This window comes from Microbacterium sp. SZ1 (assembly GCF_002362255.1).
Classification (GTDB): Bacteria; Actinomycetota; Actinomycetes; order Actinomycetales; family Microbacteriaceae; genus Microbacterium.
In genome coordinates this window covers 57,840-83,631 of the sequence record NZ_LPVV01000007.1, presented here as the reverse complement: position 1 = coordinate 83,631, position 25,792 = coordinate 57,840, and the positions used below count along the sequence as shown (strand labels likewise).

Annotated in this window: 26 protein-coding genes; 18 read left to right on the top strand and 8 right to left on the bottom strand. The window is 70.9% G+C overall.

Annotated elements, in window-relative coordinates; translation table 11 throughout:
- Positions 1 to 6 precede the first annotated feature (6 nt).
- From AUC47_RS06705 to AUC47_RS06690, 4 genes are read left to right on the top strand one after another with little or no spacing between them, the layout of a single operon-like run.
- Positions 7 to 855, top strand: a complete 849-nt coding sequence (locus tag AUC47_RS06705; RefSeq protein ID WP_096714438.1) for a DUF4397 domain-containing protein — start codon at positions 7 to 9, stop codon at positions 853 to 855.
- Positions 855 to 2,012, top strand: coding sequence for a glycosyl hydrolase family 8 (locus tag AUC47_RS06700; RefSeq protein ID WP_096714437.1), 1,158 nt, complete (start codon positions 855 to 857; stop codon positions 2,010 to 2,012). The genes AUC47_RS06705 and AUC47_RS06700 overlap by 1 nt, the downstream gene beginning before the upstream one ends.
- Positions 2,012 to 2,632 (top strand): class F sortase, encoded by a 621-nt coding sequence (locus AUC47_RS06695; RefSeq protein ID WP_096714436.1) that lies wholly within the window; start codon positions 2,012 to 2,014, stop codon positions 2,630 to 2,632. The genes AUC47_RS06700 and AUC47_RS06695 overlap by 1 nt, the downstream gene beginning before the upstream one ends.
- An 18-nt stretch (positions 2,633 to 2,650) precedes the next feature.
- Positions 2,651 to 3,442 (top strand): polyprenol monophosphomannose synthase, encoded by a 792-nt coding sequence (locus AUC47_RS06690; protein WP_096714435.1) that lies wholly within the window; start codon positions 2,651 to 2,653, stop codon positions 3,440 to 3,442.
- Positions 3,443 to 3,487: 45 nt separating this feature from the next.
- Here the strand turns inward: AUC47_RS06690 and AUC47_RS06685 are convergent, their stop codons facing one another.
- Together AUC47_RS06685 and AUC47_RS06680 are read right to left on the bottom strand one after the other, a co-directional pair.
- The gene (locus AUC47_RS06685; RefSeq protein ID WP_256999472.1) at positions 3,488 to 4,330 is read right to left on the bottom strand and encodes a MerR family transcriptional regulator; all 843 of its coding nucleotides are present in this window, start codon (positions 4,328 to 4,330) and stop codon (positions 3,488 to 3,490) included.
- A 45-nt stretch (positions 4,331 to 4,375) separates the two neighbouring features.
- Positions 4,376 to 5,275, bottom strand: a complete 900-nt coding sequence (locus AUC47_RS06680) for a LysR family transcriptional regulator (RefSeq protein WP_096714434.1) — start codon at positions 5,273 to 5,275, stop codon at positions 4,376 to 4,378.
- A gap of 91 nt (positions 5,276 to 5,366) precedes the next feature.
- Here AUC47_RS06680 and AUC47_RS06675 point away from each other — a divergent pair, with 91 nt between their 5' ends.
- Complete coding sequence (locus AUC47_RS06675; RefSeq protein ID WP_096714433.1) at positions 5,367 to 6,050, top strand: type 1 glutamine amidotransferase domain-containing protein; 684 nt, start codon at positions 5,367 to 5,369, stop codon at positions 6,048 to 6,050.
- On the opposite strand, the gene AUC47_RS06670 is transcribed toward AUC47_RS06675, so the two are convergent.
- Positions 6,047 to 6,376: a DUF7882 family protein gene (locus AUC47_RS06670; RefSeq protein WP_096714432.1), complete on the bottom strand. Its 330-nt coding sequence runs from the start codon at positions 6,374 to 6,376 to the stop codon at positions 6,047 to 6,049. The two genes, AUC47_RS06675 and AUC47_RS06670, sit on opposite strands and share 4 nt — an antisense overlap.
- A gap of 59 nt (positions 6,377 to 6,435) precedes the next feature.
- On the opposite strand from AUC47_RS06670, the gene AUC47_RS06665 reads away from it, so the two are divergent.
- The 7 genes from AUC47_RS06665 to AUC47_RS06635 all read left to right on the top strand — a co-directional run bounded on the left by AUC47_RS06665 (position 6,436) and on the right by AUC47_RS06635 (position 15,289).
- Positions 6,436 to 7,278, top strand: a complete 843-nt coding sequence (locus tag AUC47_RS06665; protein ID WP_096714431.1) for a CPBP family intramembrane glutamic endopeptidase — start codon at positions 6,436 to 6,438, stop codon at positions 7,276 to 7,278.
- 262 nt (positions 7,279 to 7,540) lie between these two features.
- Positions 7,541 to 7,630, top strand: coding sequence for a potassium-transporting ATPase subunit F (locus AUC47_RS06660; RefSeq protein ID WP_081996993.1), 90 nt, complete (start codon positions 7,541 to 7,543; stop codon positions 7,628 to 7,630).
- A complete protein-coding gene (gene kdpA / locus AUC47_RS06655) occupies positions 7,630 to 9,300 on the top strand; it encodes a potassium-transporting ATPase subunit KdpA (protein ID WP_096714430.1) in 1,671 nt (556 codons plus the stop codon). Before AUC47_RS06660 ends, kdpA begins: the two co-directional genes overlap by 1 nt.
- 2 nt (positions 9,301 to 9,302) lie before the next feature.
- The gene (kdpB, locus tag AUC47_RS06650) at positions 9,303 to 11,444 is read left to right on the top strand and encodes a potassium-transporting ATPase subunit KdpB (protein ID WP_096714429.1); all 2,142 of its coding nucleotides are present in this window, start codon (positions 9,303 to 9,305) and stop codon (positions 11,442 to 11,444) included.
- Between the two features lie 22 nt (positions 11,445 to 11,466).
- Positions 11,467 to 12,081, top strand: a complete 615-nt coding sequence (gene kdpC / locus AUC47_RS06645; protein WP_096714428.1) for a potassium-transporting ATPase subunit KdpC — start codon at positions 11,467 to 11,469, stop codon at positions 12,079 to 12,081.
- Positions 12,082 to 12,083: 2 nt separating this feature from the next.
- Positions 12,084 to 14,597, top strand: a complete 2,514-nt coding sequence (locus AUC47_RS06640; RefSeq protein WP_096714427.1) for an ATP-binding protein — start codon at positions 12,084 to 12,086, stop codon at positions 14,595 to 14,597.
- Complete coding sequence (locus AUC47_RS06635) at positions 14,594 to 15,289, top strand: response regulator (RefSeq protein ID WP_096714426.1); 696 nt, start codon at positions 14,594 to 14,596, stop codon at positions 15,287 to 15,289. The genes AUC47_RS06640 and AUC47_RS06635 overlap by 4 nt, the downstream gene beginning before the upstream one ends.
- 18 nt (positions 15,290 to 15,307) lie before the next feature.
- Here the strand turns inward: AUC47_RS06635 and AUC47_RS06630 are convergent, their stop codons facing one another.
- The gene (locus AUC47_RS06630) at positions 15,308 to 15,880 is read right to left on the bottom strand and encodes a helix-turn-helix transcriptional regulator (RefSeq protein ID WP_256999471.1); all 573 of its coding nucleotides are present in this window, start codon (positions 15,878 to 15,880) and stop codon (positions 15,308 to 15,310) included.
- Between the two features lie 65 nt (positions 15,881 to 15,945).
- Between AUC47_RS06630 and AUC47_RS06625 the strand changes: the two genes are divergently transcribed.
- The gene (locus AUC47_RS06625) at positions 15,946 to 17,544 is read left to right on the top strand and encodes a bifunctional NAD(P)/FAD-dependent oxidoreductase/class I SAM-dependent methyltransferase (protein WP_096714425.1); all 1,599 of its coding nucleotides are present in this window, start codon (positions 15,946 to 15,948) and stop codon (positions 17,542 to 17,544) included.
- Here the strand turns inward: AUC47_RS06625 and AUC47_RS06620 are convergent.
- Positions 17,541 to 18,164 carry a metal ABC transporter ATP-binding protein gene (locus tag AUC47_RS06620; RefSeq protein ID WP_096714424.1) on the bottom strand — a complete coding sequence of 208 codons (624 nt, stop codon included), beginning with the start codon at positions 18,162 to 18,164 and terminating at the stop codon, positions 17,541 to 17,543. The two genes, AUC47_RS06625 and AUC47_RS06620, sit on opposite strands and share 4 nt — an antisense overlap.
- A gap of 55 nt (positions 18,165 to 18,219) precedes the next feature.
- On the opposite strand from AUC47_RS06620, the gene aztB reads away from it, so the two are divergent.
- Genes aztB through aztD form a run of 4 tightly spaced genes read left to right on the top strand, consistent with a single transcriptional unit; the run spans position 18,220 to position 22,496 of the window.
- Entirely contained in the window at positions 18,220 to 19,146 is a 927-nt protein-coding gene (gene aztB, locus AUC47_RS06615) for a zinc ABC transporter permease AztB (RefSeq protein WP_096714423.1), read from the top strand.
- Complete coding sequence (locus AUC47_RS06610) at positions 19,143 to 20,342, top strand: ABC transporter (protein WP_096714422.1); 1,200 nt, start codon at positions 19,143 to 19,145, stop codon at positions 20,340 to 20,342. The genes aztB and AUC47_RS06610 overlap by 4 nt, the downstream gene beginning before the upstream one ends.
- Positions 20,339 to 21,259 carry a zinc ABC transporter substrate-binding protein AztC gene (gene aztC / locus AUC47_RS06605; protein ID WP_096714421.1) on the top strand — a complete coding sequence of 307 codons (921 nt, stop codon included), beginning with the start codon at positions 20,339 to 20,341 and terminating at the stop codon, positions 21,257 to 21,259. The genes AUC47_RS06610 and aztC overlap by 4 nt, the downstream gene beginning before the upstream one ends.
- A gap of 49 nt (positions 21,260 to 21,308) precedes the next feature.
- Positions 21,309 to 22,496, top strand: a complete 1,188-nt coding sequence (gene aztD, locus AUC47_RS06600; protein ID WP_096714456.1) for a zinc metallochaperone AztD — start codon at positions 21,309 to 21,311, stop codon at positions 22,494 to 22,496.
- Positions 22,497 to 22,576: 80 nt separating this feature from the next.
- Here the strand turns inward: aztD and nhaA are convergent, their stop codons facing one another.
- Both nhaA and AUC47_RS06590 read right to left on the bottom strand, forming a co-directional pair.
- Positions 22,577 to 23,836, bottom strand: a complete 1,260-nt coding sequence (gene nhaA, locus AUC47_RS06595) for a Na+/H+ antiporter NhaA (protein WP_179297542.1) — start codon at positions 23,834 to 23,836, stop codon at positions 22,577 to 22,579.
- Positions 23,837 to 24,001: 165 nt separating this feature from the next.
- Positions 24,002 to 24,916, bottom strand: a complete 915-nt coding sequence (locus AUC47_RS06590; protein WP_096714420.1) for an NAD(P)-dependent oxidoreductase — start codon at positions 24,914 to 24,916, stop codon at positions 24,002 to 24,004.
- Positions 24,917 to 25,030: 114 nt separating this feature from the next.
- On the opposite strand from AUC47_RS06590, the gene AUC47_RS06585 reads away from it, so the two are divergent.
- The gene (locus AUC47_RS06585) at positions 25,031 to 25,384 is read left to right on the top strand and encodes a hypothetical protein (protein ID WP_096714419.1); all 354 of its coding nucleotides are present in this window, start codon (positions 25,031 to 25,033) and stop codon (positions 25,382 to 25,384) included.
- Between the two features lie 60 nt (positions 25,385 to 25,444).
- Here the strand turns inward: AUC47_RS06585 and AUC47_RS06580 are convergent, their stop codons facing one another.
- Positions 25,445 to 25,747 (bottom strand): YciI-like protein, encoded by a 303-nt coding sequence (locus AUC47_RS06580; RefSeq protein WP_096714454.1) that lies wholly within the window; start codon positions 25,745 to 25,747, stop codon positions 25,445 to 25,447.
- Between the last annotated feature and the right edge of the window lie 45 nt (positions 25,748 to 25,792).

Below are 25,792 nucleotides of genomic sequence, written 5' to 3'. Positions count from 1 at the left end.
CACATCATGACGAATTCACGATTCCCGCGCTTGAAGACCGGCCTGGCCTGGGGGGCGGCGACCCTGCTCGTCGGCCTCGCCGCCCCGCTGCCCGCCGCGGCGCAGACCGCCTCCGTCGACCCGCGTCCGGCGGCTGCTCCGGCGGCGGTCGACGCCTCGGCCGGGTGGTTGCGCCTCGGCCACCTCTCGCCAGACACCAAGTCGGTCGACGTGCGTGTCGCGGCCGTGAGCGGCGGTTCGACGCTCTTCGAGCTCGACGGCGTCGGCTACGGCGACGTCTCCACGTACCAGGAGCTCCCGGCCGGGTCGTACACGGTCAGCATGGTGCCGGCCGGTTCGTCGGGGTCGGACGTCCCCGTGATCTCGGAGACGGTCACCGTCGACGCCGGCACCGCGACGACGGTCGCAGCCTACGGACCGACCGATGACCTGCAGGTGCGGGCGTTCGACGACGACCTGTCGCAGCCCGCGGCCGGCTCCGCCCGCATCCGACTCATCCAGGCGTCCACGATCACGCCGGAGGTCGACGTGACGACCGCGCAGGGCGACCCGATCGCGAAGGATGCGAAGGCCGGATCGGCCACCGGGTACGCCGAGATCCCCGCCGGGGACTGGACCCTCGACCTCACCGGCGAGGGCGTGCAGGACACCGCGGACGTGTCGGTCGCCGCGGGCAGCGTCACGACGCTGTTCGTGCTCGACACATCCAGCGGCGGACTCACGATCCTGCCGATCCTCGACAGCGCCTCCGTGGGAGACGTGCCGGACGGCGGGGTCGACACGGGCGGCGGCTACCTCGCCCACGCCGAGGCCGACGGAACGGCTCCGGCGAAGCAGGTGCGGGAGGCGCTCTGATGCGCCGCCCCGCTCTGATCGCGATCGCCGCGGGCGCCGTGGTGGTGACGGCGGGGACCGCGGCGGTCGCCGTCGGCCTGAACACCGCCGACACCGGCCCGCCCGACGCGTCGCCCGCCGCCACCTCGTCGCCCCTGCCTCCGGAGGAGACGCGGGCACCTGATCTCGTCGCCGCCGACCTCGCGACCTCGTTCCTCGACGAGTGGGTCGAGGACGGACGCGTCGTCCGGCGCGACGAAGGCGGCGACACCGTCAGCGAAGGCCAGGCGTACGGACTCTTCGCGGCCCTGATCGCCGACGACGAGCAGCGCTTCGACGAGGTCTGGGACTGGACGCGCGCCGAGCTGCTGCGCCCCGACGGGCTCATGGCCTGGCGGTGGGACGACGGGAAGGTCGTCGACGACGAACCGGCGACCGATGCCGACCTCGACGCCGCCCGCGCTCTCGTGCTGGCGGGGGACCGCTTCGGGCGCGAGGACCTGCGCGCGGAGGGCGTGGAGCTCGCGACCGTGATCGCCGACCGTCTCACGGTGCAGACCGCGCAGGGACGCATCCTGCTGCCCGGGTTGTGGGCGGCCGACCGCGAGCCGTACGCCTACAACCCCAGCTATGCGTCGCCCGTGGCGTTCCAGGTCCTCGGTGCGGCGACGGGCGATCCGCGCTGGGCCGAACTGCAGGCGGGCAGCGCTCAGGTCACCGGCACGATCCTCGATGCCACTGATCTGCCGCCCGATTGGGCCCAGGTGCACGCCGACGGACTCGTCGAGCCCATGCCGGGGCCGCGCGGCGGAGGCGATCCCGTGCAGTACGGGTTCGACGCGCCGCGGCTCCTGCTGCGGTACGCGGAATCCTGCGATCCCGCTGACGTGGCTCTCGCCGCTCGTCCCCTCGCCACCCTCGATCGGGAGGACGAGCTGGCGTCGCGCCTGGATCTCGGGGGCGGCTCCCTGTCGTCCGATGAGTCGGCCTTCGCCTACACCGCGCGCGCAGCATCCGCCTCCGCGAGCGGCGACGCCGAGGCGGCCTCCTCCGACCTCGAGCGCGCCGCGCAGTTCAGCGTGCGGTATCCGACCTACTACGGAGCGTCCTGGGTCATGCTGTCGACCGCGATGCTCACCGACGAGGCCCTCGGCGGCTGCGGGACGGGAGAGGTCTGATGCGCGGGGCCGGTGGGATGCGCACCCTCGCGGCGATCGGCGTGCTCGCCGTATCGCTGGGCCTCGCGGCGTGCGGCGCTACCGGCCCGGCATCCCCCGCCCCGCCGGCCACCGCCCAGAGCGGGTTCTCCGCCGGCGGGATGCAGGATCCTGCCGAGCCCACGCCCCCGGCACGGGACGCCGTGCCGACGCGCGTCTCGATCCCCGCGCTCGGCGTGGATTCGACGCTGGAGGACCTGACGCTCGACGGCACCGGTCGCCTCACCGCCCCCGTCGACTACGACCTCGCCGGGTGGTACTCGGGCGGCGTCGTCCCCGGTGCGGTGGGACCGGCGATCATCGCCGGTCATGTCGACTCTCCGTCGGCGCCTGCCGTCTTCGCGGGTCTCGGCTCGCTCGCCGTCGGCGACGAGATCGTCGTCACCCTGTCGGACGGATCGGAGCGCGTGTTCGCGGTGAGCGACAGCATCCAGTCCGCCAAGGCCGAATTCCCGACCTCCTCCGTGTACAGCAACGTGCCGACCCCGGAACTGCGGCTCATCACCTGCGGGGGCGTCTTCGACCCCTCGACGGGGCACTATCTCGACAACCTCATCGTCTTCGCCGAACTGCAGAGCTGACCCTTCGAAAGGACCGCCATGAACGAGACGCTCGTCATCATCCCCACCTACAACGAGATCGAGAACATCGAGTCGATCGTCGACCGGGTGCTCGCAGCGGCCGACGCCGACATTCTGATCGTCGACGACGCGTCGCCCGACGGGACCGGCGAGCTCGCCGACGCCCTGGCCGAGCGGCACCCCGCGGTCTCCGTGCTGCACCGCACCGAGAAGGACGGGCTGGGCGGCGCCTACCTCGCGGGGTTCGCCTGGGGATTGGAGCGCGACTACTGGGCGCTGGTCGAGATGGATGCCGACGGCTCGCACCGCCCGGAGGAGCTGCCCCGACTGCTGGAGCAGCTCATCGACCACGATCTGGTGCTGGGGTCGCGCTGGGTGCCGGGCGGAAAGGTCGTCAACTGGTCGCGGCACCGTGAGATCCTCAGCCGCGGTGGCAACCTGTACGCGCGCCTCGCCCTGGGGATCGACGTCCGCGACTCCACGGGCGGCTACCGCGTGTTCAGCGCGGCCGCCCTGCGCCGGATCGACCTCTTCGACGTCGCATCCCAGGGCTACTGCTTCCAGGTCGACCTGCTGTGGCGTGCGCTCGAGCGGGGACTCCGCGTCGTCGAGGTGCCGATCACGTTCGTCGAGCGCGTGCACGGCGAGTCGAAGATGAGCGGCGCGATCGTCACCGAGTCGCTCAGTCTCGTCACCTGGTGGGGTCTGCGTCGTCGGCTGGCCGGGATGGCGCTCTTCCTCCGCCACGGTCAGCGCCTGCGCTCGGTGCGCGCACTGTCGCACCGGATGCTTCCCCCCGTCCAGCCGTGAGCGGGCGGCAGGTCCGACCAGCGGCCGGGCCCGCCGCCGCTGCCCTCAGATCCGCTCGACCGGTGCCTGGAGCTCCGTGAGCCAGTCGGGGCCGGGTTCGTGCCCGTCGGCCTCCAGATAGACCTCGCGGGTGGGTCCGACGACGCGGTAGCCGTCGGCGACGATCTGCTGCATGAGCGTCGACCACGACTCCTCGATGCCGGTCATGTCGCCTCGGTGCTGCAGGGTCGCAGCGATGGGCATGTCGGGGAGCTCCACGACGTCGTACCCCTCTCCCGCGACCGGCTCGGCCTCGGCGGGGTACGAGACGTGCACGCCGAAGTTCTCCTCGTCCTCCGCGTCGTACCAGAAGATGCCCGGGTCCAGCAGAGGGCGACCCGCGGCGTCGAGAGCCCGGTCGAGCCCGTCGATGAGCGGGCCGATGAGCGGGCTCACGTTCTGCGGCCCCATGCCTGGAGCGGTGCCGTGCGCGGCGTAGACCGTGACGGCGGGGACGTGCTTGTAAGCGACCTGCGACATGATGTCTCCTTCGAGGTGTCGGAGCCGTCGCTCGATCCGGGCGATGCGCAGGCGGTCCGCGGCGATCGACCCCTCGAGGTCGTGCCGACGCTCGATGAGCAGGGTGCGCAGGGCGGCATCCTGATCCTCGGCGGTCGTCAGCTCCGCGATGCGATCGAGTCCCACGCCGAGCTCCCGCAGCTCCACGATCGTCAGCAGCAGCGGCAGCTGGTCGATCGAATAGGAGCGGTAGCCGGTGCGGGCGTCGACCCGCATGGGCGTGAGAAGACCTATCGCGTCGTAGTGCCGCAGCATCCGCACGCTCACCCGTCCCAGGGCGGCGAATTCTCCGATGGTGTACATGATGTCGACCACACTCGACCATGACACAGTGTGAGGGTCAAACACATCCGATCGCGGCGCCGAACGGTGCGGTCACAGCGCCTTGGTCGCCTCGCGCAGCGCACGCTCGATGAGCGCGACAGCCGGTGTGACGGGGCCGGGCCTCCGCACGAGGAAGACCGTGTTGATGGGCGGGTCCTCGCTCGGACGCAGATCGACCAGTCGGCCGTCGGCCAGCTCCTGCGAGATCAGGTACGTCGGCAGTACGGTGACTCCGGCGCCTGCGACGGCCGCCGCGGCGAGCGCGCGCAGGTCGGAGGCGACGAGGGCGGCCTTCCGCTCCAGCCGGATGCCGAACGAGTGGCGCCAGAATCGTCGCAGGATCGGCAGGTCGTGCGCGTAGGCGAGGAGCGGATGCCCGTCGAGGTCGCTCGCGCGCAGCTCGGCGGACGGGTGGATGCCACGGCGAGGCGACGCGACGAGGGCGAACTCCTCGTCGAACAGCGGCATGGCCGGCAGCGTCCGCCCGCGAGGCCGCACCGCGGAGACGACGACGTCGAGCTCACCGTTGCGGAGCCGGTCCAGCAGCTCGTCGGCGAGTCCCGCCATGGCCGTCATCAGCATGCCGTCGGCCACGAGCGGGGCGAGCGCAGGGATGGCGACTGCGGCGAGGAATTCCGACGCTCCGCCGACGCGGACCGGCACGGCTGGCGCGTCCGGTCTCGCGCCGACCGCCTCGGCCAGCGCGTCGAGCGGCCCGGCGATCCGGCCGGCGAGCTCGTCGGCTCCGGCCGTCGGACGGATGCCGCGGGCGTGCCGTTCGAACAGGGGCGAACCGACGATCTTCTCGAGTGCCTGCAGCTGCGTCGTGACCGACGACTGCGCGACGCCCAGCGCTCGCGCGGCCGCGGAGACGGATCCGTGGCGGTACGCCGCGAGGAAGGTGCGCCAGAGCTGGACATCGCGCAACCCATCGAAATTCCGATCGGACATATCTCGAAGCTATCGGAAGACCGGTGATCGGATCGAGGTTGCAGACAGCATTCGACGCAGCTGGCGTCGGCCACTCGACCCAAGGAGAATCATGTCCACTGTCCTCTTCGTCGTCACCGGTGCGCGCACCTGGACCCTCGCCGACGGCACCGAGCACCCCACCGGCTACTGGGCGGAGGAGCTGCTCACGCCCTACGCGCTGCTCACCGAAGCCGGTCACCAGGTCGTCTTCGCGACCCCCGCCGGCGTCACCCCGGTCGCCGACCCGGGCAGCCTGCGAGAGGGGGATGCCGAGGCGATCGCCGACATCGCGGCTCTCCGTGCGCCCCTCGTGCTCGCCGAGGTCGACGCGTCCGCGTATGACGCCGTGTACTACCCCGGCGGCCACGGGCCGATGCAGGACCTGGCCGTGGATGCGGACTCCGCGGCCGTGATCGCCGACACGATGGCCGCCGGGCGCCCGCTCGTCGCCGTGTGCCACGGACTCGCAGCCCTCCTCCCGGCCGCCACCGCAACGGCCGACCCTCTGGTCTCGGGACGACGCATCGCCGCCTTCACCGACGAGGAGGAGCGCATCGGCGGGCTCGCCGACAGCGCCCCGTTCCTGCTCGAGTCGTCGCTGCGGGAACTCGGCGCCGATGTCGTCGTCGCCGAGCCCTGGAGCGAGCACACGGTCGTCGACGGCACGCTCATCACCGGTCAGAACCCGCAGTCCTCGGCATCCACCGCTCGGGCGCTCATCGCCGCGCTCGCCGACGGATCGAGTGCGCTCTAGGCGTCCGCGGACTCGATCTCGGCGGGGCTCAGCACCTCGTCGACGAGGGCGATGCCTCCGCTCGTGTTCGCCGAGTGGACGAGCTGCTCGATCCACTTCATGCTGATCTGCGGCGCCTCGGGCTCGTCGAACACGAACCGCAGCGGAATGGACGGGTGGATCCAGATCGTCGACCGCCCACCCGGCTCACCCTCCGCATGCTTCCACGAGAGCGTGAAGGACTCGTTGCGGCGGAGCTTCGTCGCGATGACGATCTTCAGGTGAGCAAGAGCGCGATCCTCGATGTGGATCGGCACATCGCTCGGACCGTACATGAGTGTCGCCATAGGGCCGATCCTACTAACTAACCTCCTTACCTAAGTGCGCGAACCGACATACTCGTCACATGACAGACCCCGGCACGCTGCAGCGTTCGACGTCCGCCACTCGCCGCGTGGATGCGAAGGTGTGGATCGGCATCCTCGCACTCGTGGCGTACATCGTCTTCGCGGCCGGCCTCGGGAACCTCCTGGGCGGCCTCGCCGGCGAGGGCGACGACCTGGGCGAATTCGCGCTGTCGCACCTGATTCCGCTGCCCATCGCGATCGCTCTCGCGCTCGCCTTCGTGCACCGGGCGGGGTGGAGCGGCCCCGTCTGGCGGGAGACGCCGACGTTCCGTCTCCGGCCACACCGCTGGTGGCTGATCGCGATCCCGGTGTGCGCACTCCTCGTCCCGCTCGGTGAGGCCTTCAGCGTCCCGTGGGCCGATCGCACCGTCACATTCGTCCTCGTCGTCGCGCTCGGCACGCTGCTGGTCGGACTGGGTGAAGAGCTCGTCTGCCGCGGCATCCTCATCTTCTCCTTCCGCGAGCGACACGGCGAGCTCGTCACGATGCTCGGCACCGCCGCGCTCTTCGCGCTCGCGCACGTCTACTCGAGCCTTTGGCACGGTCTGCAGCCGGCCGTCATCGCCTTCCAGGTCGCAGCGCTGGCCCTGTCCGGCGTCACCTACTACTGGGTCCGACGTGTGACGGGCCGCCTGTGGGTGGGCGTCCTCCTCCATGCGTTCACCGACTTCGTCCTCTACGTCGGATCGGGGGCGGGAAACTCCGCTGAAGCGATGGACACCACGGTCGACGCAGGCAATCCGGTGTCGCTGACCGCGCAGGTCCTCCTCGCCGTCCTCGCCGCCATCAGCGTCGTCAGCGTGATCCTCGAGGACCGCCGCACGCGTCGACGCGCCGGCTGAGTCGGCCGCGGAGGTCGCTCCGCCGGCGTTTCGTGAGCACCGCGTGAGGGTCTCGGCGATCGCCGTATGGGTTCCGTTAGAGCGGTCAGGACAGGGTCTCCGCCGGGTGTTGTATCGGGTGTTGCGTCCTCGGGGCGCGCGGTCCCCGCCCGGTGATCGCCGAAGCGTGAATGGAGCTTGTCGTGCTTGACCTCGTCTACGTGCTGGGCGTGATCGTCCTGTTCGTGACCGTCGGCCTCGTCGGGAAGGCGGTGGAGAAGCTGTGATCGTCTTCGAGCTCCTCGCGACCGTGCTCGGCGTCGCGGCCGTCGTCTACCTGGTGTTCGCCCTCGTGAAACCGGAGCGTTTCTGATGGAGTGGGGTCTGCTGATCGCGAGCGTCGCCACGCTCGCCCTCGCCCTCGCCCTCGTCTACCGTCCGGTCGGCGACTACATGGCCTGGACGTTCACCACCCGCAGGGACTGGGCTCTCGAGCGCGGCGTCTTCAAGGTCATCGGCGTCGATCCTACGCGCGAGCAGTCCTGGCAGGCGTACCTGCGCTCGGTGCTGTACTTCTCCCTCGTCGGCGTGCTGCTGCTCTTCGTCCTGCAGCGCACGCAGCAGTGGCTTCCGTACTCCCTCGGCAACGCGAACGTCGAGCCGGGCGTCGCCTTCAACACCGCGATCTCCTTCGTGACCAACACGAACTGGCAGGCGTACTCCGGCGAGGCGCTGTCGTACACCGTGCAGTTCGCCGGCCTGGCCGTGCAGAACTTCGTCTCGGCTGCGACCGGCATCGCCGTCGCGATTGCGCTGGTGCGCGGATTCGCCTCCCGGCGGTCTGGCGTGATCGGCAACTTCTGGGTCGATCTCGTGCGCGGCACGTTCCGCATCCTGCTGCCGCTCTCGATCGTCGCGGCCGTCGTGCTCATCGCCGGCGGCGTCGTGCAGAACTTCTCGGGCAACGTCGATGTGACCACCGTCACCGGCGGCACGCAGACCCTCCCCGGCGGCCCTGTCGCCTCGCAGGAGGCCATCAAGGAGATCGGCACGAACGGCGGCGGCTTCTACAACGCGAACGCCGCGCACCCGTTCGAGAACCCGACGGCCTGGACGAGCCTGCTGCAGTGCTTCCTCATCCTGCTGATCCCGATCTCCCTCCCCCGCACGTTCGGCAGGATGGTCGGCGACAACCGCCAGGGTTTCGCGATCCTCGCCGTGATGGGCACGCTCTTCCTCGCCTCGACCTTCGCCCTCGCGGCCTTCGAGTTCGCGGGGCGCGGCAGCGCACCGGAACTCGCCGGCGCCGCGATGGAGGGCAAAGAGGCGCGGTTCGGCCTCGTGCAGTCGGTGCTCTACGCGTCGACGACCACGCTGACCTCGACGGGGTCGGTGAACTCGATGCACGACTCGTACACCGCGCTCGGCGGCATGATGCCGATGGTCAACATGCTCCTCGGCGAGATCGCCCCCGGTGGAGTCGGCTCGGGGCTGTACGGGATGCTGATCATCGCCGTCATCGCGGTGTTCGTCGCGGGTCTCCTCGTCGGCCGCACCCCGGAGTACCTCGGCAAGAAGATCGGTCCGCGGGAGATGAAGCTCGCGAGCCTGTACATCCTCGTGATGCCGATCCTCGTGCTCGGCGGCGTCGCCCTGAGCTTCGCCGTCCCCGCTCTGCGCGGCAGCATCGTCGACGAATCGCTCGCGAACACCGGATCGCACGGTCTGTCCGAGGTGATCTACGCGTTCGCGTCCGCTGCCAACAACAACGGATCCGCCTTCGCCGGCCTCACCGCCAGCACGCCGTGGCTGACCGCCGCGCTCGGCGTCGCGATGCTGCTCGGGCGGTTCCTGCCGATCGCGCTCGTCCTGGCCCTCGCCGGTTCGCTGGCCGCGCAGGACAAGGTACCCGCCACCGCGGGCACGCTGCCGACGCATCGTCCGCTGTTCGTCGGTCTCACCGCCGGCACCGCGGTCCTCGTGACCGCACTCGTCTTCTTCCCCGTTCTCACGCTGGGTCCCCTGGCGGAAGGGCTTCTGTGACCATGTCCACCCTCACTCGCACCCCCTCGTCCTCGCCCGCCGCGGCGAAGACCGCGACCCCTGCCCGTCGCAAGACGCTCACCTGGACCCAGGTCCGGGCTGCGCTGCCCGGCGCGCTGCGCAAGCTCGATCCGCGCGATCAATGGCGCAACCCCGTCATGTTCCTCGTGTGGGTCGGCGCTGCGCTGACGACGCTGCTCGCCGTCGCTGAGCCGTTCCTCGGCGGTCCAGCGACCTCGGGCGGCAGCAGCGTCCCGTGGTCGTTCACCGGGATCATCGCCGTGTGGCTGTGGCTCACCGTCGTGTTCGCGAACCTCGCCGAGTCGATCGCCGAGGGCCGGGGCAAGGCGCAGGCCGACACCCTGCGCAAGACCCGCACCAGCACCACGGCGCACCGGCTCGACGGCTATGACCCGGCGACCGACGGACAGGCGGACGACGCCCGCATCGAGGACGTCTCCTCGGCTGATCTCCGCCTCGGCGACACGGTCGTCGTGTCGGCCGGCGAGCTGATCCCCGGCGACGGCGACATCGTCTGGGGCATCGCGAGCGTCGACGAATCGGCCATCACCGGCGAGTCGGCGCCCGTCGTGCGAGAGTCCGGCGGCGACCGGTCGGCTGTCACCGGCGGCACGCGGGTGCTCTCCGACCGCATCGTCGTGCGCATCACGTCGAAGCCCGGCGAGACGTTCGTCGACCGCATGATCGCCCTCGTCGAGGGGGCGGCCCGTCAGCGCACCCCCAACGAGATCGCCCTGAACATCCTGCTCGCGAGCCTGTCGATCGTGTTCGTGATGGTCGCGCTGACGCTCAACCCGATCGCCTCGTACCCGGCGAGTCCCGCCAGCATCACCGTGCTCATCGCGCTGCTGGTCTGCCTGATCCCGACGACGATCGGCGCGCTCCTGTCGGCCATCGGCATCGCGGGAATGGACCGTCTCGTGCAGCGCAATGTGCTCGCGATGTCGGGCCGGGCGGTCGAGGCGGCCGGCGACGTCACGACGCTGCTGCTCGACAAGACCGGCACGATCACGTACGGCAACCGCCGCGCGAGCGAGGTGCTCCCCCTGTCGGGGATCGACGCCGACGAACTGCTGCGCATCGCCGCCCTCTCCTCGCTCGCCGACCCCACGCCCGAGGGGGCATCGATCGTCGACCTGGCGGACGGCCGCGGCATTCACGTCGAGCAGCCGGCGGATGCCGTCGTCGTGCCGTTCACGGCTCAGACCCGCATGTCGGGACTCGACCTCGCCGACGGCACGCAGATCCGCAAGGGTGCCGGCTCCGCCGTCGCGGCCTGGCTCGGCCTCGACCCGGATGCCGAGCTCGCCGCCCTCACCGACGGCGTCGCGTCGAGCGGCGGCACCCCACTGGTCGTCGCCGTGCGCTCCGCGGCCGAGAGCGACCGGATCCTCGGCGTCGTCCACCTCAAGGACATCGTCAAGGAGGGGCTGACCGACCGGTTCGCCGAGCTCCGGGCGATGGGCATCCGCACGGTCATGGTGACGGGCGACAACCCCCTCACCGCCGCGGCGATCGCGAAGGAGGCGGGGGTCGACGACTTCCTCGCCGAGGCCACGCCCGAGCAGAAGCTCGCCTACATCCGCACCGAGCAGGAGGGCGGCAACCTCGTCGCCATGACCGGAGACGGCACGAACGACGCCCCGGCGCTCGCTCAGGCCGACGTCGGCGTGGCGATGAACACGGGGACGTCGGCGGCGAAGGAGGCCGGCAACATGGTCGACCTCGACTCCGACCCGACCAAGCTCATCGACATCGTGGCGATCGGCAAGCAGCTGCTCATCACGCGCGGCGCGTTGACGACCTTCTCGATCGCGAACGACATCGCGAAGTACTTCGCGATCATCCCGGCGATCTTCATGGGCGTCTTCCAGCAGCTCGCGGTGCTGAACGTCATGGGGCTGCACTCCCCGGCATCCGCCGTGCTGTCGGCCGTGATCTTCAACGCGATCGTCATCGTCTTCCTCGTGCCGCTCGCGCTCCGAGGCGTGAAGTACCGCCCTCTCAACGCCTCCAAGATCCTCGGGCGCAACCTCGCCGTGTACGGACTCGGCGGCATCATCACCCCCTTCGTCGGCATCTGGCTCATCGACCTGGTCGTGCGCCTGATCCCCGGTTTCTGATCTCTCAAGGAGTCGCACACTCATGAACGCTGGAACACGCAGCGGCGGCCGCACCCTCGGGGTCGCGGTCCGCACGATGCTCATGTTCACCGTCGTCCTCGGCATCGGCTACACGCTGCTGATCACCGGCATCGGCCAGCTGGCGCTGCCCGCCCAGGCCAACGGGTCGGCCCTCGTCTCGGAAGAGGGAGACGTCGTCGGGTCCTCGCTCATCGGGCAGTCGTTCACCGACGCCGACGGCGAGCCGCTCCCGGAGTACTTCCAGAGCAGGCCCTCCGCGGCCGGCGACGGCTACGACGGCACCGCCTCGGCGGGCACCAACCAGGGCCCGGAGAGCGAGGACCTGATCGCCGCGATCGCCGAGCGCAAGACGCAGATCGCGGAGTTCAACGGTGTCTCCGAGGATGCTGTGCCCGCCGACGCCGTGACCTCATCGGCCTCGGGCCTCGACCCGCACATCAGCCCGGAGTACGCACGGATCCAGATCGCGCGCGTGGCCGGTGCCCGCGGCATGTCGCAGGAAGTGGTGGCCGCGGCCGTCGCGGCCGCCACGAGCGGGCCGGACCTCGGCTACCTCGGCGAGAGCGTCGTGAACGTGGTCGAGCTGAACCTCGCGCTCGACGAGCGGGAGGGCTGAGCATGACCACCCGGGGGCGGCTTCGCGTGCTGCTCGGCGCCGCCCCCGGCGTCGGCAAGACCTACACGATGCTCGAGGAGGGACGACGCCTCCTCGCAGAGGGCAAGGACGTCGTGATCGGCATCGTCGAGACGCACGGCCGCGCGGCGACCGCCTCGATGACCGACGGGCTGCCGTCGATCCCCCGGGCGAACGTCGGGCACCGGGGCGTCGACCTCGAGGAGATGGACCTCGCGGCTCTGCTGCGCCGCGCGCCCTCGGTCGCCCTCGTCGACGAGCTCGCCCACACCAACGCCCCCGGCTCGCGCCACGAGAAGCGCTGGCAGGACGTCGAGGAGCTCCTCGCGGCGGGCATCGACGTCATCTCCACGCTGAACATCCAGCACATCGAGTCCCTGAACGACGTGGTCGAGCAGATCACCGGCGTGCCGCAGCGCGAGACCGTGCCCGACAACGTGCTGCGCAGCGCCGACCAGATCGAGGTGATCGACCTGGCCCCGCAGGCGCTGCGCGACCGGCTGTCCGGCGGCTTCGTCTACCCGGCCGAGCGCATCGACGCCGCGCTGTCGAACTACTTCCGTCTCGGCAACCTCACCGCGCTCCGCGAACTCGCCCTCATCTGGCTGGCCGACGAGGTCGATCAGGCGCTCAAGGGATACCGCGCCGAGCACGGGATCGACAGCACGTGGGAGGCGCGGGAGCGCGTGGTCGTCGCCCTCACCGGAGGTCCGGAGGGCGAGACGCTGCTCCGCCGCGGGTCCCGCATCGCCTCGCGCTCTGCGGGCGGAGAGCTCATCGCCGTCCACGTCACGAGTCAGGACGGACTACGCGCCGCGAATCCGGTCGTGCTGACCGAGCAGCGTGCGCTGGTCGAGAAGCTCAACGGCACCTATCACCAGGTCGTCGGCGAGGACGTCCCGACCGCGCTCGTCGAGTTCGCGCGCTCGGTCAACGCCACGCAGCTGGTGCTCGGCGCGAGCCGCCGAAGCCGCTTCGCCGCCGCCTTCACGGGTCCGGGGATCGGCGCGACGGTCGTGCGCGAGTCGGGTGACATCGACGTGCACATGGTGAACCACTCCGCGGCCGGTCGTCGTGCCGCGCTGCCGCCCCTGACCGGAGCGCTTACCGTGAAGCGGCGCGTGCTGGGGTTCGTCGTCGCGCTGCTCGGCGGCCCCGCGCTCACGATCTTCCTCTCGCTCTTTCGCAGCCCCGAGTCGATCACGACCGATGTGCTGAGCTACCAGCTGCTCGTCGTGATCGTCGCGCTCGTCGGCGGCATCTGGCCCGCCCTGTTCGCCGCGGTGCTGTCGGGCATCACACTCGACTTCCTCTTCATCGAGCCGCTGTACACGATCCACATCCACGAACCCCACCACCTGCTCGCGATCATCCTCTACGTCGTCATCGCCAGCATGGTGAGCTTCATCGTCGACCGCGCCGCGCGATACACGCGGTCAGCGCGTCGGTCGGCAGCTGAGTCCGAGCTGATCCAGACCATCGCCGGCAGCGTGCTGCGCGGCGAGAACGCGATCCAGGCGCTCATCGATCGCACGCGAGAGGCCTTCCAGCTGCCCGGCGTGCGCCTCATGCGCGGCGAGGACGTCATCGCGCGGGCCGGTGAGCCCCTCCGCGACAACCGCCACACCGTCATCCGCGTGACCGACGACGCCGTCCTCGAACTCCACGGCGGCGATGTGGCGGCATCCGAGCGCCGACTGCTCGCGGTCGTGACCGCGCAGCTCGCGGCCGCCCTCGAGCATCAGCGCCTCGAGCTGACGGCGAAGGAGATCGAGCCCATCGCGGCCTCCGACCGGGTGCGCGGTGCCCTGCTGTCGGCGCTGAGCCACGACCTGCGGCGCCCGCTCGCCGCGGCGGCCGCGGCCGTGGGCGGGTTGCGCGCGGCCGGACCGGACCTCGATCGACGCGACAAGCAGGAGCTGCTGGAGACCGCCGATGAGAGCCTGACGGCACTGGCCACCCTCGTGACCGATCTGCTCGACGTGAGCCGGCTGCAGACCGGCGTGCTCACGATCGCCGAGATCCCCACGGATCCGGCGGAGGTCATCGCCCCGGCGCTCGACGAGCTGAACCTGGGCCCCACCGAGGTCACCCTCGCCCTCAACCACGACGACGCGGTGGCGCAGGTCGACCCCGTGCTGCTGCAGCGGGTCGTGGTCAACCTCCTCACGAACGCGCACCGGTACTCCCCCGAGGGCTCCCCCGTGCACGTGAGCACGAGCACGTTCGGCGATCACCTGGAGATCCGGATCATCGACCGGGGCCCCGGAGTTCCGGTCGACCGTCGCGACGACATCTTCGTGCCGTTCCAGAGGCTGGGCGACACCGACAACTCGTCGGGCCTCGGGCTCGGTCTGGCCCTGTCGCGCGGCTTCGTCGAGGCCATGCACGGCACCCTCACCCCCGAGGACACCCCGGGCGGCGGTCTCACGATGGTCATCTCCCTGCCCGTGTCCGCACCCGCACCCGCACCCGACCTCACCGAGGAGAACCGATGAAGATCCTCATCGCCGACGACGACCCCCAGATCCTCCGGGCGCTGCGCATCACGCTCACCGCGAAGGGGTACGACGTGGTGACCGCGGCCGACGGCGCCGCAGCGATCGCCGCCGCGATCGATCACCACCCCGACCTCTTCCTGCTCGACCTCGGCATGCCGAAGCTCGACGGGATCGAGGTGATCCACGGCATCCGAGGCTGGTCGACCGCCCCGATCCTCGTCGTCTCCGGCCGCGCGGGCGCCGCCGACAAGGTCGAGGCGCTGGATGCCGGAGCCGACGACTACATCACCAAGCCCTTCGCGGTGGAGGAGCTGCTGGCGCGCATCCGGGCGCTGACCCGCCGCGTGCCGCAGGAGGAGGCGCTGCCCGTCGTGCGCCTGGGCGACGTCACGATCGACCTGGCAGCGCGGAGCGTGACGAGGGAGACCGCCGAGGGCCACCGGCAGATCCGGCTCACGCCGACGGAGTGGCAGATGATCGACATCCTCATCCGCAACGCCGGCAAGCTCGTCACTCGCCAGACGCTCCTCACCACGATCTGGGGCACCGAGCACGCGGAGGACACCGGCTACCTCCGCCTCTACATCTCGCAGCTGCGCAAGAAACTGGAACGGGTGCCCGCGGCGCCGGTGCACATCATCACCGAGCCGGGAATGGGCTACCGCCTGCGGGGTCTGACGACCGAGTGACCGGTGGCGCCCCGGGGCTCACTGGTGCACGTGTGCTCGCTGTCCCTCGCGATCGAAGATCATGATCAGCTCCGCCGGCCCGTCGACCGCACGGATGGCGTGCGGGGTCATGGTCGAGAACTCCGCCGCCTCCCCCCGCGCGACCTCGATGCGCCGCTCCCCCAGGAAGAGCAGCACGCGTCCCTCGAGCACGAGGAACCAGTCGAAGCCGGGGTGCACGCGCTGCGTCGGCGGATCGGCCTCCGGCTCGGGTTCGAGTCGCATCTTCATGGCCAGCGTCCGGCCGTCGCCGCGGCTCAGCGGCCAGGTCGTGCGGGTGCCGGAGCGGTGCTGCGCGGGCCGGATCACGACGTCACCGTCGTCGTCGGCCGCGAAGAGGGCGTCGAGACTCACCTGCAGGGCGTTCGCGAGCGGCACGAGCACATCGATGCTGAGAGCGCGCTTGCCCGTCTCGATACGGCTGATCGTCGACGGGCTGAGCTGCGTGAGCTCGGCGATCTCGTCGAGCGAGTAGCCCAGGGTGGTGCGGATGCTGCGGAGCCGGCTCCGCGCTGCGCGCTCGACATCATCGGTCTGCATGATCTCCAGCATGGCATCTCCTTGCGAATCCTGCAAACAATCTGCCGCTATCAGCATGTCAGATCTACGCTCGAGCCATGAGCCATGATCACGCCACCCCCTCCTCACTGACCCGCCACTGCGATGTCGCCGTCATCGGCGGTTCGGCCGCGGGACTCGCCGGTGCGCTGCAGCTCGTCCGACAGCGGCGATCGGTGATCGTCGTCGACGACGGCAGCCCCCGCAACAGCCCGGCCGCGCACATGCACGGCTACCTCGGCCGCGAGGGCGCGGCGCCCGCCGAGCTCCGAGCGGTCGGCCGTGAAGAGGTGCGCGCGTACGGCGGCGAGGTGCTGGACGGCCGCGTCACCGCCGTGCACCGGGAGGAGAACGGATTCCGCGTCGAGCTCACCGGCGGCCACGCACTCGTCGCCCGCCGGGTGCTCGTGGCCACGGGACTCGTCGACGAGCTCCCGCCCATCGACGGCCTGCGCGAGCGCTGGGGTCGCGAGGTCATCCACTGCCCGTTCTGCCACGGCTGGGAGGTGCGGGATCAGCGGGTCGTGCAGATCGTCACCTCGGCCATGGGCCTGCACCCGACGCCGCTGATGCGTCACCTGTGCGCGGAGCTCACGGTCGTCCTGCACGGAGAGCCGGGGGTGGATGCCGAGGCGCTCCGCGCTCTGCGCGAATCCGGCGTGCCGGTGCTCGAGGGTTCCGTCGAACGGGTGACAGATCACGACGGCGCGCTGCTCGTCGAGCTCGCCGACGGCTCCGCACTGCCCGCCGACGCCATTCTCACGGGCACCCGGGTGCATCCGCGCCTGGAGGCGCTGGCGCCGCTCGATCTCGAGGTGGCACCCCATCCGGCCGGTATCGGAGAGGTGCTCGTCGTCGACCCCACCGGCCGCACCAGCGTCGACGGCGTCTTCGCCGCCGGCAACGTGAGCGACGGCGGCGCCCAGGTACTCCCGGCCGCGGCGAACGGCAGCACGATCGGTGCGCAGATCGCGTTCAGCCTCGCCGGGGAGGACCTCGCCGCCGGCACCCGCCGATCGGGCGTGCAGACGGAGTGGGATGCGCGCTACGGAGACCGCGAGCCGATCTGGAGCGGCGATCCGAACGGCTCCCTCGTGGTCGAGGTCGAGGGGATGTCGTCCGGTCGAGTCCTCGACGTGGGCGCCGGCGAGGGCGGCGATGCGCTCTGGCTCGCGGAGCGCGGATGGACCGTGACCGCCGTCGACGTCTCGTCCAATGCGCTGGCCCGCCTGCGGACGGAGGCCGACCGACGAGGCGTCGAGGTCCGCACCCTGGTGCGCGACGCGAACGCTCCCGCGCCGTACGGCGCCGAGCGGTTCGACCTCGTATCGCTGCAGTACGGCTCGTTCCCGCGGACTCCTGAGCAGCGCGGGCTGCGCAGCCTGCTGGATGCCGTCGCGGTGGGCGGAACGCTGCTGGTGGTCGGCCATGAGCCGTCGTGGACCCGCGAGCCCATCGATGTCGGCGAGCAGACCCGCATGTACGACCCGGCGGCCTTCGTCGGCGTCGACGAGATCGCGGCGACGCTCGCGGGGAACCGGGCGTGGCGGGTCGCGCTGCACGAGACGCGTCCCCGGCCCGCGGGAGCCGCGAGCGGTCATCACGTCCGCGACGTCGTGCTCCGCGCGGTGCGCGTGGCGGAGGATGCCGCGAGCTAGATCACGCGGCCCCGTTCCAACCGGACGACGCGGTCGGCGGCAGCGACCGCGTCGTCCTGGTGCGTGACGGTGCACACCGCGGCGCCGCGCGCGGCTTCCTCGCGGAGGATGACCTGCATGCGCGCCGCGCTCTCGCGATCGAGCCCGGCGGCCGCCTCGTCCAGCAGCAGGACGCCGGGCGCGCGCACGATGCCCTGCGCGAGGAAGACGCGCTGCCGTTGCCCGCCCGACAGCTCGGCCAGCGGACGGTCGGCCAGCTCACTCATCCCGACCCGCTCGAGCGCGTGCGAGACCAGGCGGCGGGCGGCGGCACGAGATATCCGGGCGCCGCGCTTCCACGTGCCCATGCGCACCACGTCGGCGGCCGTGACGGGCAGGGAATCCGGCACCGCCGGCCGCTGCACGACGAGTGCGAGATCGCCGTCGCGACGCACGGCGCCGCGACGGGGCGGTCGCACTCCCGCCAGGACCTCGATCAGCGTCGACTTGCCGGAGCCGTTGTGACCGGCGAGCGCGACGATCTCCCCCGCCCGCACATCGAGGTCGACGGAATGCAGCACGTCGTCGTCGGCGTAGCCGAAGCAGACGCCGCGCGCGGACAGGACGTGAGAGGCGTTCATACGCCGACCCTACCATTTTGAGAATGATTCTCACTTTCATGTAGGGTCGCTTCTCGTGTCCTCCTTCCTCGAGCCGTTCACCGTCGAGTTCTTCGTCCGCGCCCTGTGCGGCGGAGTGCTCGTCGCCGTGATCTGCGGCGTCGTGGGCACGTGGGTCGTGATCCGCGGCATGGCTTTCCTCGGTGAGGCCATCGGTCACGGGATGCTTCCCGGCGTCGCGCTCGCCACCGTGCTCGGCGCACCGGTGCTGCTCGGCGCGGCACTGAGCGCCGCCGCGATGAGTGCGGCGATCGGTCTGCTGCAGCGCCGCGGCCGGCTCTCCTACGACACGAGCATCGGCCTGCTCTTCGTCGCCATGCTGTCGCTCGGCGTGATCATCGTCTCCCACTCGCGCAGCTTCGCCACCGACGCCACCGCTCTGCTGTTCGGCGACATCCTCGCCATCCGCCTCGACGACATCGCACTGCTGGCGATCGCCGTCGTCGTCACGGTCGGCGTCTCGGTCGGGTTCCACCGGTCGTTCGTGACCACCGCCTTCGACGCGCGCATCGCCCGCACCCTCGGACTCCGCCCGCAGCTCGCGCACGTCGTACTCGTCGCTCTCGTGACGGTGGCCGTCGTCGCGTCGTACCAGGCGGTCGGCACGCTCCTCGTCGTGGGTCTGCTCCTCGCCCCCGCGGTCGCCGCCCGCGCCTGGACGACTCGCATCCCCACGACCATGGTGGCGGCGACCGCCTTCGGGGCCGCGGCCGTACTGCTCGGCCTGCTCCTGTCGTGGCACGTCGCCACAGCGGCCGGTCCGTCGATCGCCATGACCGCCGTCCTGCTCGCGGCTGTCTCGGCGACCACCCGCTCCGTGCTGACCCGCGTCACCCGTAGACGCCACCCCGCCGACCACGCCACCGACCACCGCGACACCGGATCCCGCCCGACCGAGTCGCCCGAGCTCGTTCCCGTCGCGCTCCCCGAAAGGACCCGATGACCTCCCGTCCCCTCCTGCTGCTCCCCGCAGTCCTGACCGTCGCCGCACTCGCCGCCTGCAGTCCAGCGCCGAGCGCCGCGCCCTCGACGCCCCCGACGACCGGCGACGGCCACGGCGCGATCGCCGGTGCGGAAGAGGTCGCAGAGCCGCCGCTCGGACTGCTCTCGATCGACGCCGATGGGACCGCCGCCGTGCTCGACCTCCTGACCGACGAGGCCATCGACCTCGGCACCACCGCTGCACCGACGGCGCTTGCGAGCGACGGCCGCTACGGATTCGTCACCACCGACGACGGCCTCGAGGTCATCGACTCGGGCCGGTGGAGCTGGGACCACGGCGACCACTTCCACTACTACCTCGCGGACCCGGACCTGCTCGGCACCGTGCCGGGCGACGGCCCCGCGACGGTCACCTTCGGCGCACTGTCGACCGCCGGCACCACCGGGGTGTTCTTCGCCGGGTCAGGAGAAGCCGTGCTGCTCGACAACAAGGCGCTCTCCGACGGACGGATCGACGCGCTGTTCCGCATCGACACCGGGGCGGATACCGGACTCGTCGCCCCGATCGGCGACGGCGCGCTCGTGACCGACGGCGATGCGCTCGTGTTCCACGGCCGCGACGGCGAGTCGGCCGGTACTCCCGTCGAGTGCGTGGAGCCCGAGGGGGCGATCACGACCCGCGTCGGACTCGTCGTCGGATGCGCAGACGGCGCCGTGCTCGCGATCTGGCAGGACGGCGAGCTGGCCACCGAGCGCATCCCGTATCCGGCGGGGGCGTCCGACCGCGCCCTGACGTTCGACGGCCGCAAGGGCCGCCCGACCGTCGCCGCCGTGGCCGGGACCACCGGATTCTGGCTGCTCGACACTCGCGAGCGCACGTGGACGCTGGTGCCGACCGAGCGCCCGCTCACCCGCGTGGTCGCCGTGGACGACGCCGAGGGCCACGTCGTCGCGATCGACGCCGACGGGCGGATCGTCGTCCACCTCGCCGAGGGCGGCGCGCGCGTCGGTGCCACCGAGCCGGTGCTCGCCGACGGCGGAACCGCCACGTCGCTCGTCGTGGACGAGCAGCGTGCCTACGTCGGCGACCCCGCAGCGGGCGTCGTGCACGAGATCGACTACGCAGACGCCGCCCGCATCGCGCGGTCACTCGAGACCCCGACGGCTCCGACGTTCGTCACGGAGGTCGGACGATGAGGATGCTGCGCGCCTCCGCGCTGCTCGCCGCGGCCGCACTGGTCGGTGTCGGCATGACCGGCTGCGCCGAGGCGGCGGGCTCGGACCGACCGCAGATCGTCGTGACGACGAACATCCTCGGCGACGTCGTCGCGAACGTCGTCGGCGATGCCGCAGAGATCATGACCCTCATGAAGCCGAATGCCGATCCGCACTCGTTCGAGATCTCGGCGCAGGAGGCGGCGCGGATGGACGCCGCCGATCTGCTCGTCACGAACGGCCTCGGGCTCGAAGAGGGCCTGCAGCAGCACATCGATCGCACGGCATCCGCGGGCGTGCCGACTCTCGTCGCCGGCGATGTGATCGACGTGCTCCCGTACACCTCGGAGGATGCCGCCGGCGCCGACGACCCGCACTTCTGGACCGACCCGGCGCGCGTGGTCGACGTGGTCGACGCTCTGGAGAGCGCGCTGCTGAGCGTGAACGGGATCGACGCCGAGCAGATCCGGACCAACGCCGACGACTACCGCGCCGAGCTCGCCGAGCTCGACGAGGAGATGTCGGCGGCCTTCGCCGAGATCCCCGCGGATCGCCGGGCGCTCGTGACCAATCACCATGTCTTCGGCTACCTCGCCGACCGGTTCGACTTCCGGCTCGTCGGCGCGGTCATCCCCGGCGGCACCACGCTCGCCGCCCCGAGCGCGGCCGATCTGCGCGACCTCACCGACGCGATCGATGAGGCGGGCGTGCGCACGATCTTCGCCGAGTCGTCGCAGCCCGACCGACTGATCCAGGTGCTGGCCTCCGAGGCCGGCATCCAGGTCGACGTCGTCGAGCTGTTCACCGAGTCCCTCACCGGCCCGGGCGAGGGCGCCGACACCTACCTGACGATGATGCGCGCCAACACCGAGCGCATCGCCGACGGACTGAACCCATGACAGGACCCCGACGGGGCCCGACACGAGAGGAAACACAATGAAGCGACACATGAGGATGAGTGCCGCTGTCGCGGCACTGGCGGGCGTCTCGCTGCTCGCCACCGCCTGTGCAGGCGGCGCGGGCAGCACCGCGCCCGCCGACGAGGAATCGCCGGCCGCCGCGACCGAGACCGGGCGCGTCGCGATCTCGTACCCCGGCGGGATCGCCGTGCTCGACCCCGAGACGCTCGAGGTCGTCGACGAGTTCGAGACCGAGGAGTTCACGCGCCTCAACCCCTTCGGCGACGGCCGCACGATCGCCGTCACCACCTCCGAGGGCTTCCAGATGCTCGACACCGCCGAGCCCGCCCTCACGGATGCGCTGTTCGAGGCGACCACGGCGGGGCACGTCGTCATTCACGGCGAGAACACCGTGCTGTTCGACGACGGCACCGGCACCACCACGATCGTGCCGACCGATGGATTCGCCGAGGGCTACGACGCGCTGCCCGAATCGACGACCTACACGGCGGATGCCGCGCACCACGGCGTCTCGATCGTGCTGGAGGACGGCACGCTCGTCACGACCGTCGGCGACGAGACCTCTCGCTCCGGCGCGATGGCGCTGCACGCCCACGACGACCACTGGGACGAGGCCGCGGCAAGCGCCGAGTGCCCCGGCATCCACGGCGAGGGAACCGCTGCGGACGAGGCCGTGATCTTCGGCTGCGAGAACGGCGCGCTGCTGTTCAAGGACGAGACGTTCACGAAGCTGACCGCGCCCGACGCGTACGGCCGCATGGGCAACGCCTTCGTCTCGGAGACCAGCCCGATCGTCGTCGGCGACTACAAGAACGACCCGGATGCCGAGGGCTACCTGCTGAGCGCCGTGACACTGATCGACACCGCAGCCGAGACCCTCGAGGTCGTCGAGCTGCCGGCCGAGGTGCGGTACACGTTCCGTGACATCGCCCGCGGTCCCGGCGACCTCGCGTACATCCTCTCGACCGACGGGCAGATCCACGTGCTCGACCCCGAGACCGGCGAGCTGACCGAGTCGTACCCGGTCATCGACCCGTGGGAGGGCCCGGCCGAGTGGCGGGACGCGCACCCCGCGATCAAGGTCGACGGCGACATCGCCTACGTGACCGAGCCCGCCGCGAACAGCGTGCACGCGGTGGATCTCACCACCGGCGAGGTCATCGCCTCGGTGGAGCTCGACCACACGCCGAACGAGCTGGCTGTCGCGATCGGCTGATCGACGGCATCCGCGAACCAAGCGGGCAGGGCATCCTCGGGGCGCCCTGCCCGCGTCTTCGTCTCAGAACGCCCGATCTCTCAGTCGTCGTCGCCGATGCGGGCGGTGTCGACGTCGACCACGCCGTCCTCGTTCATATCGGTGTGACGCGCCGCCCTGGCATCCCACCGCAGCAGCGCCGCGGCGAGCACCGCGGCGATGACGGTGCCGAGGAGCACGGCGATCTTCGCGCCGTCGGTGTGCTCGGTGTCGGGGAACGACAGCTCGGCGATCAGCAGCGAGACGGTGAAGCCGATGCCGGTGAGCAGACCGACCGGCAGCAGGTCGCGGATGCCGATCGCATCGGGCAGCCGCAGGGGCGTGAACCGGGTGACGAGGGCCGTGACCCCGAGCACGCCGACCACCTTGCCGATCACGAGACCGGCGACGATCGCGAAGACGACCGGCTGCAGGAACACGGATGCCGCGTCACCGCCCACGAGCGTGACCCCCGCGGCGAAGAACGCGAAGATCGGCAGCGCGACACCCGACGAGAACGGGCGGATCGCATCGTCGAAGCGATGGGTCCGCGATTCGGTCTCGCCGTGCATGCGGAGCGCCGGCACCGTGAGGCCGAGCAGCACGCCCGCGATGGTGGCATGCACGCCGGACTCGTGCATGAACACCCACGCCGCGAGAGCGACCGGAGCGAGCAGCCACCACCGGGTCCTGCGCATCCGCGTCAGCAGCGCGAACACCGCGACGCAGGCGAGCGAGATCAGCAGCGAGACCAGGTTGATGTCCCCGGTGTAGAACACCGCGATCACGACGATCGCGAGCAGGTCATCGACCACGGCGAGCGTGAGCAGGAAGGTCCGCAGCGCGCGGGGCAGGCCGCGGCCGAAGATCGCCAGCACGGCGAGGGCGAACGCGATGTCGGTCGCGGTGGGGATCGCCCAGCCGTGCGCGGCGGTCCGGTCGCCGGCGAACGACACGATCGCGATGAAGATGAGGGCCGGCATCACCATGCCACCCACCGCCGCCAGCACGGGCACAGCGGCGGTCTTGATGTTGCGGAGGCTTCCCGCGACGATCTCGTGCTTGAGCTCGACGCCGACCACGAAGAAGAAGACAGCGAGCAGGCCGTCGGCCGCCCAGGTCGCCAGGCTCAGGTCGAGGTGCAGCGCGGCCGGACCGATCGTGATCTCGGAGAGCGCCTGGTAGCCCTCCCGCCACGGCGAGTTCGCCCACAGCAGGGCGACGGCCGCGGCGACCATCAGGATGACGCCGCTCGTCGTCTCGGCTGTGACCCACCGCCGGGTCCGCGCTCGGGCGTTCGTGATGCGGGTCGGTATACGCAAGAAGGTCTCCTCTGGTCGATCTCCGTCGTCCAGGGTCGGCGACGGATCCGTCGACCAGGCTTCCCGACACTCCGCTTCCCATTGTACCTGCCGGGTCGGCGGGGGCCGGCAGCCACCGGCCCCGCCCGGATCGTGCACGCCCAGCCCGACCGCGAGCGGGGTCGGTCAACCCTGCTCACGCCGCAGCGTGCGTCCGGCATCCTCCTCCAGCATCCTCGCCGCGAGCAGTTCTCCGAGTTCCGGGCCGTACCGCTCCAGCGCGGCGCGGTGCGCGGCGCCCGATGCATCGAGCACCGGGGTCGGCGTACCGGCGGCGCGACCCATGGCGGCGACGGTGTCGAGCTCGTCGACGACTCGGTCGAGTCCGAACGTCGTGAGGTAGTCGCCCTCCAGGAGCCGCTCCGCATGGTCGTCGAGGAATCGGCTGCCGCCGGCGCTGTCGCGCAGGAGTCGATGGAGGTCCGACGGCTGCATCCCCAGCCCCTGGCCGATGAGCAACGCCTCCGCCGCAGCCAGGGCGTGGGCGAACCAGAGCCCGTTCGCGAGCAGCTTCGCGATCTGCGCGTCCTCGGGGCGCGACCCCGCCCGCCGCAGTCCGTCCGGACGGGACAGCGGTCGCAGGACGGACACCGCACGCTCCACGGCGGATTCCGCGCCGCTGAGGTAGAAGATGAGCGCGGCTCGTTCGGCCTCGGCGACGGAGCCGCCCATCGGAGCCGACACGACATCGATCGAGCCGTCGTGCGCCTGTGCCGCGAGAGCCCGAGTGACGAGTGGATCACCCGAGGTGAGATCCAGCCAGAGCGCGCCGGCCGGAAGCGCGGGAAGAGCCTCGGACATGACCTCCCGCAGCTCGGCCGGACCCGGCAGAACGGTCACGAGCACCTCACTCGCCGCGGCCAGGTCCCTGGCGGTGCCGAAGCTCCGTATACCGGGAACGGACGCGCCGCGCGCGTGATCGATATCGAACCCGCCGACCGCGAATTCCGCCGCCAACGCCCGCGCGACCGGCGCGCCCATGCGTCCGAGCCCGATGACGCCGATGATGAGCGGGGATCCGGTGGGTGGTGCTTCATCCATCCCCGCAGGGTCTCACACCATCCGCCGTCGGCCCAGGCCGCCGAGATGCGAGAGGTCGATGCAGGCTCGTCAAGGGGCTCCGACGCCCGGCCCCCGAGGATCTACCGTTCCGGCATGGTCATCGAACTGAATCGCCCAGCCCTGAAGCACGCGCGCTCCCTCGTACGAGCAGGAAAGGTCGTCAGAGACGAACGCGACGATTGGTCGGAGGCGGCGCCCGGCGCCGACGACGAGAACCGATTCATCGAAGAACACGGGTGGACGGAGTTCTCGCACTGGCATCTCGGGGTAGACAGAGGCGAGGACTCCGAGACGAAGAAGGCATACACCTTCCCGTTCGGCGATTTCCGCTCCGTGCATCGCTCGGGGGTGATCTCGGGCGAGAGCCGCGCCGGGCAGTACGACCACACCGAGATCAGAGACGAGCTGCGCAAGCTGCTCGAGCTCATCGACTCGACGGACGAGTGATTCGTCGCACGCTCACCGGAGCGGGCGCGCTGTGCCGCACGAGGGTGCAGCGGCCGCACCTCAGGGGCGCACGGGCGTCGCCGCGCCGTTCCCGACGACCGTCGTCCAGGGTCGCGCCTCCCACGCCAGGACGAGGCCGCCGGTGACATAGGGGTCGGCCTCGGCGAATGCGCGGGCAGCGCGCAGCGGGTCCTCCCCCGTGAAGATCAGCAGCGCGGTGTACGGGCCGTCTCCGACCGCTCCGCCGAGCAGCAGGTCCCCGTTGTCGACGGCCGCCCACGCCTTCTCCAGGTGTGCCGCGCGCAGGGCGTCGCGGCGGTCGAGGTAGTCGTCGACGTAGGTGTACTCGAGGATCGCGTGCATGATGTGCCTCATCTCCGTGTGGGTCCCGGGGCATCCTCTCGCTGT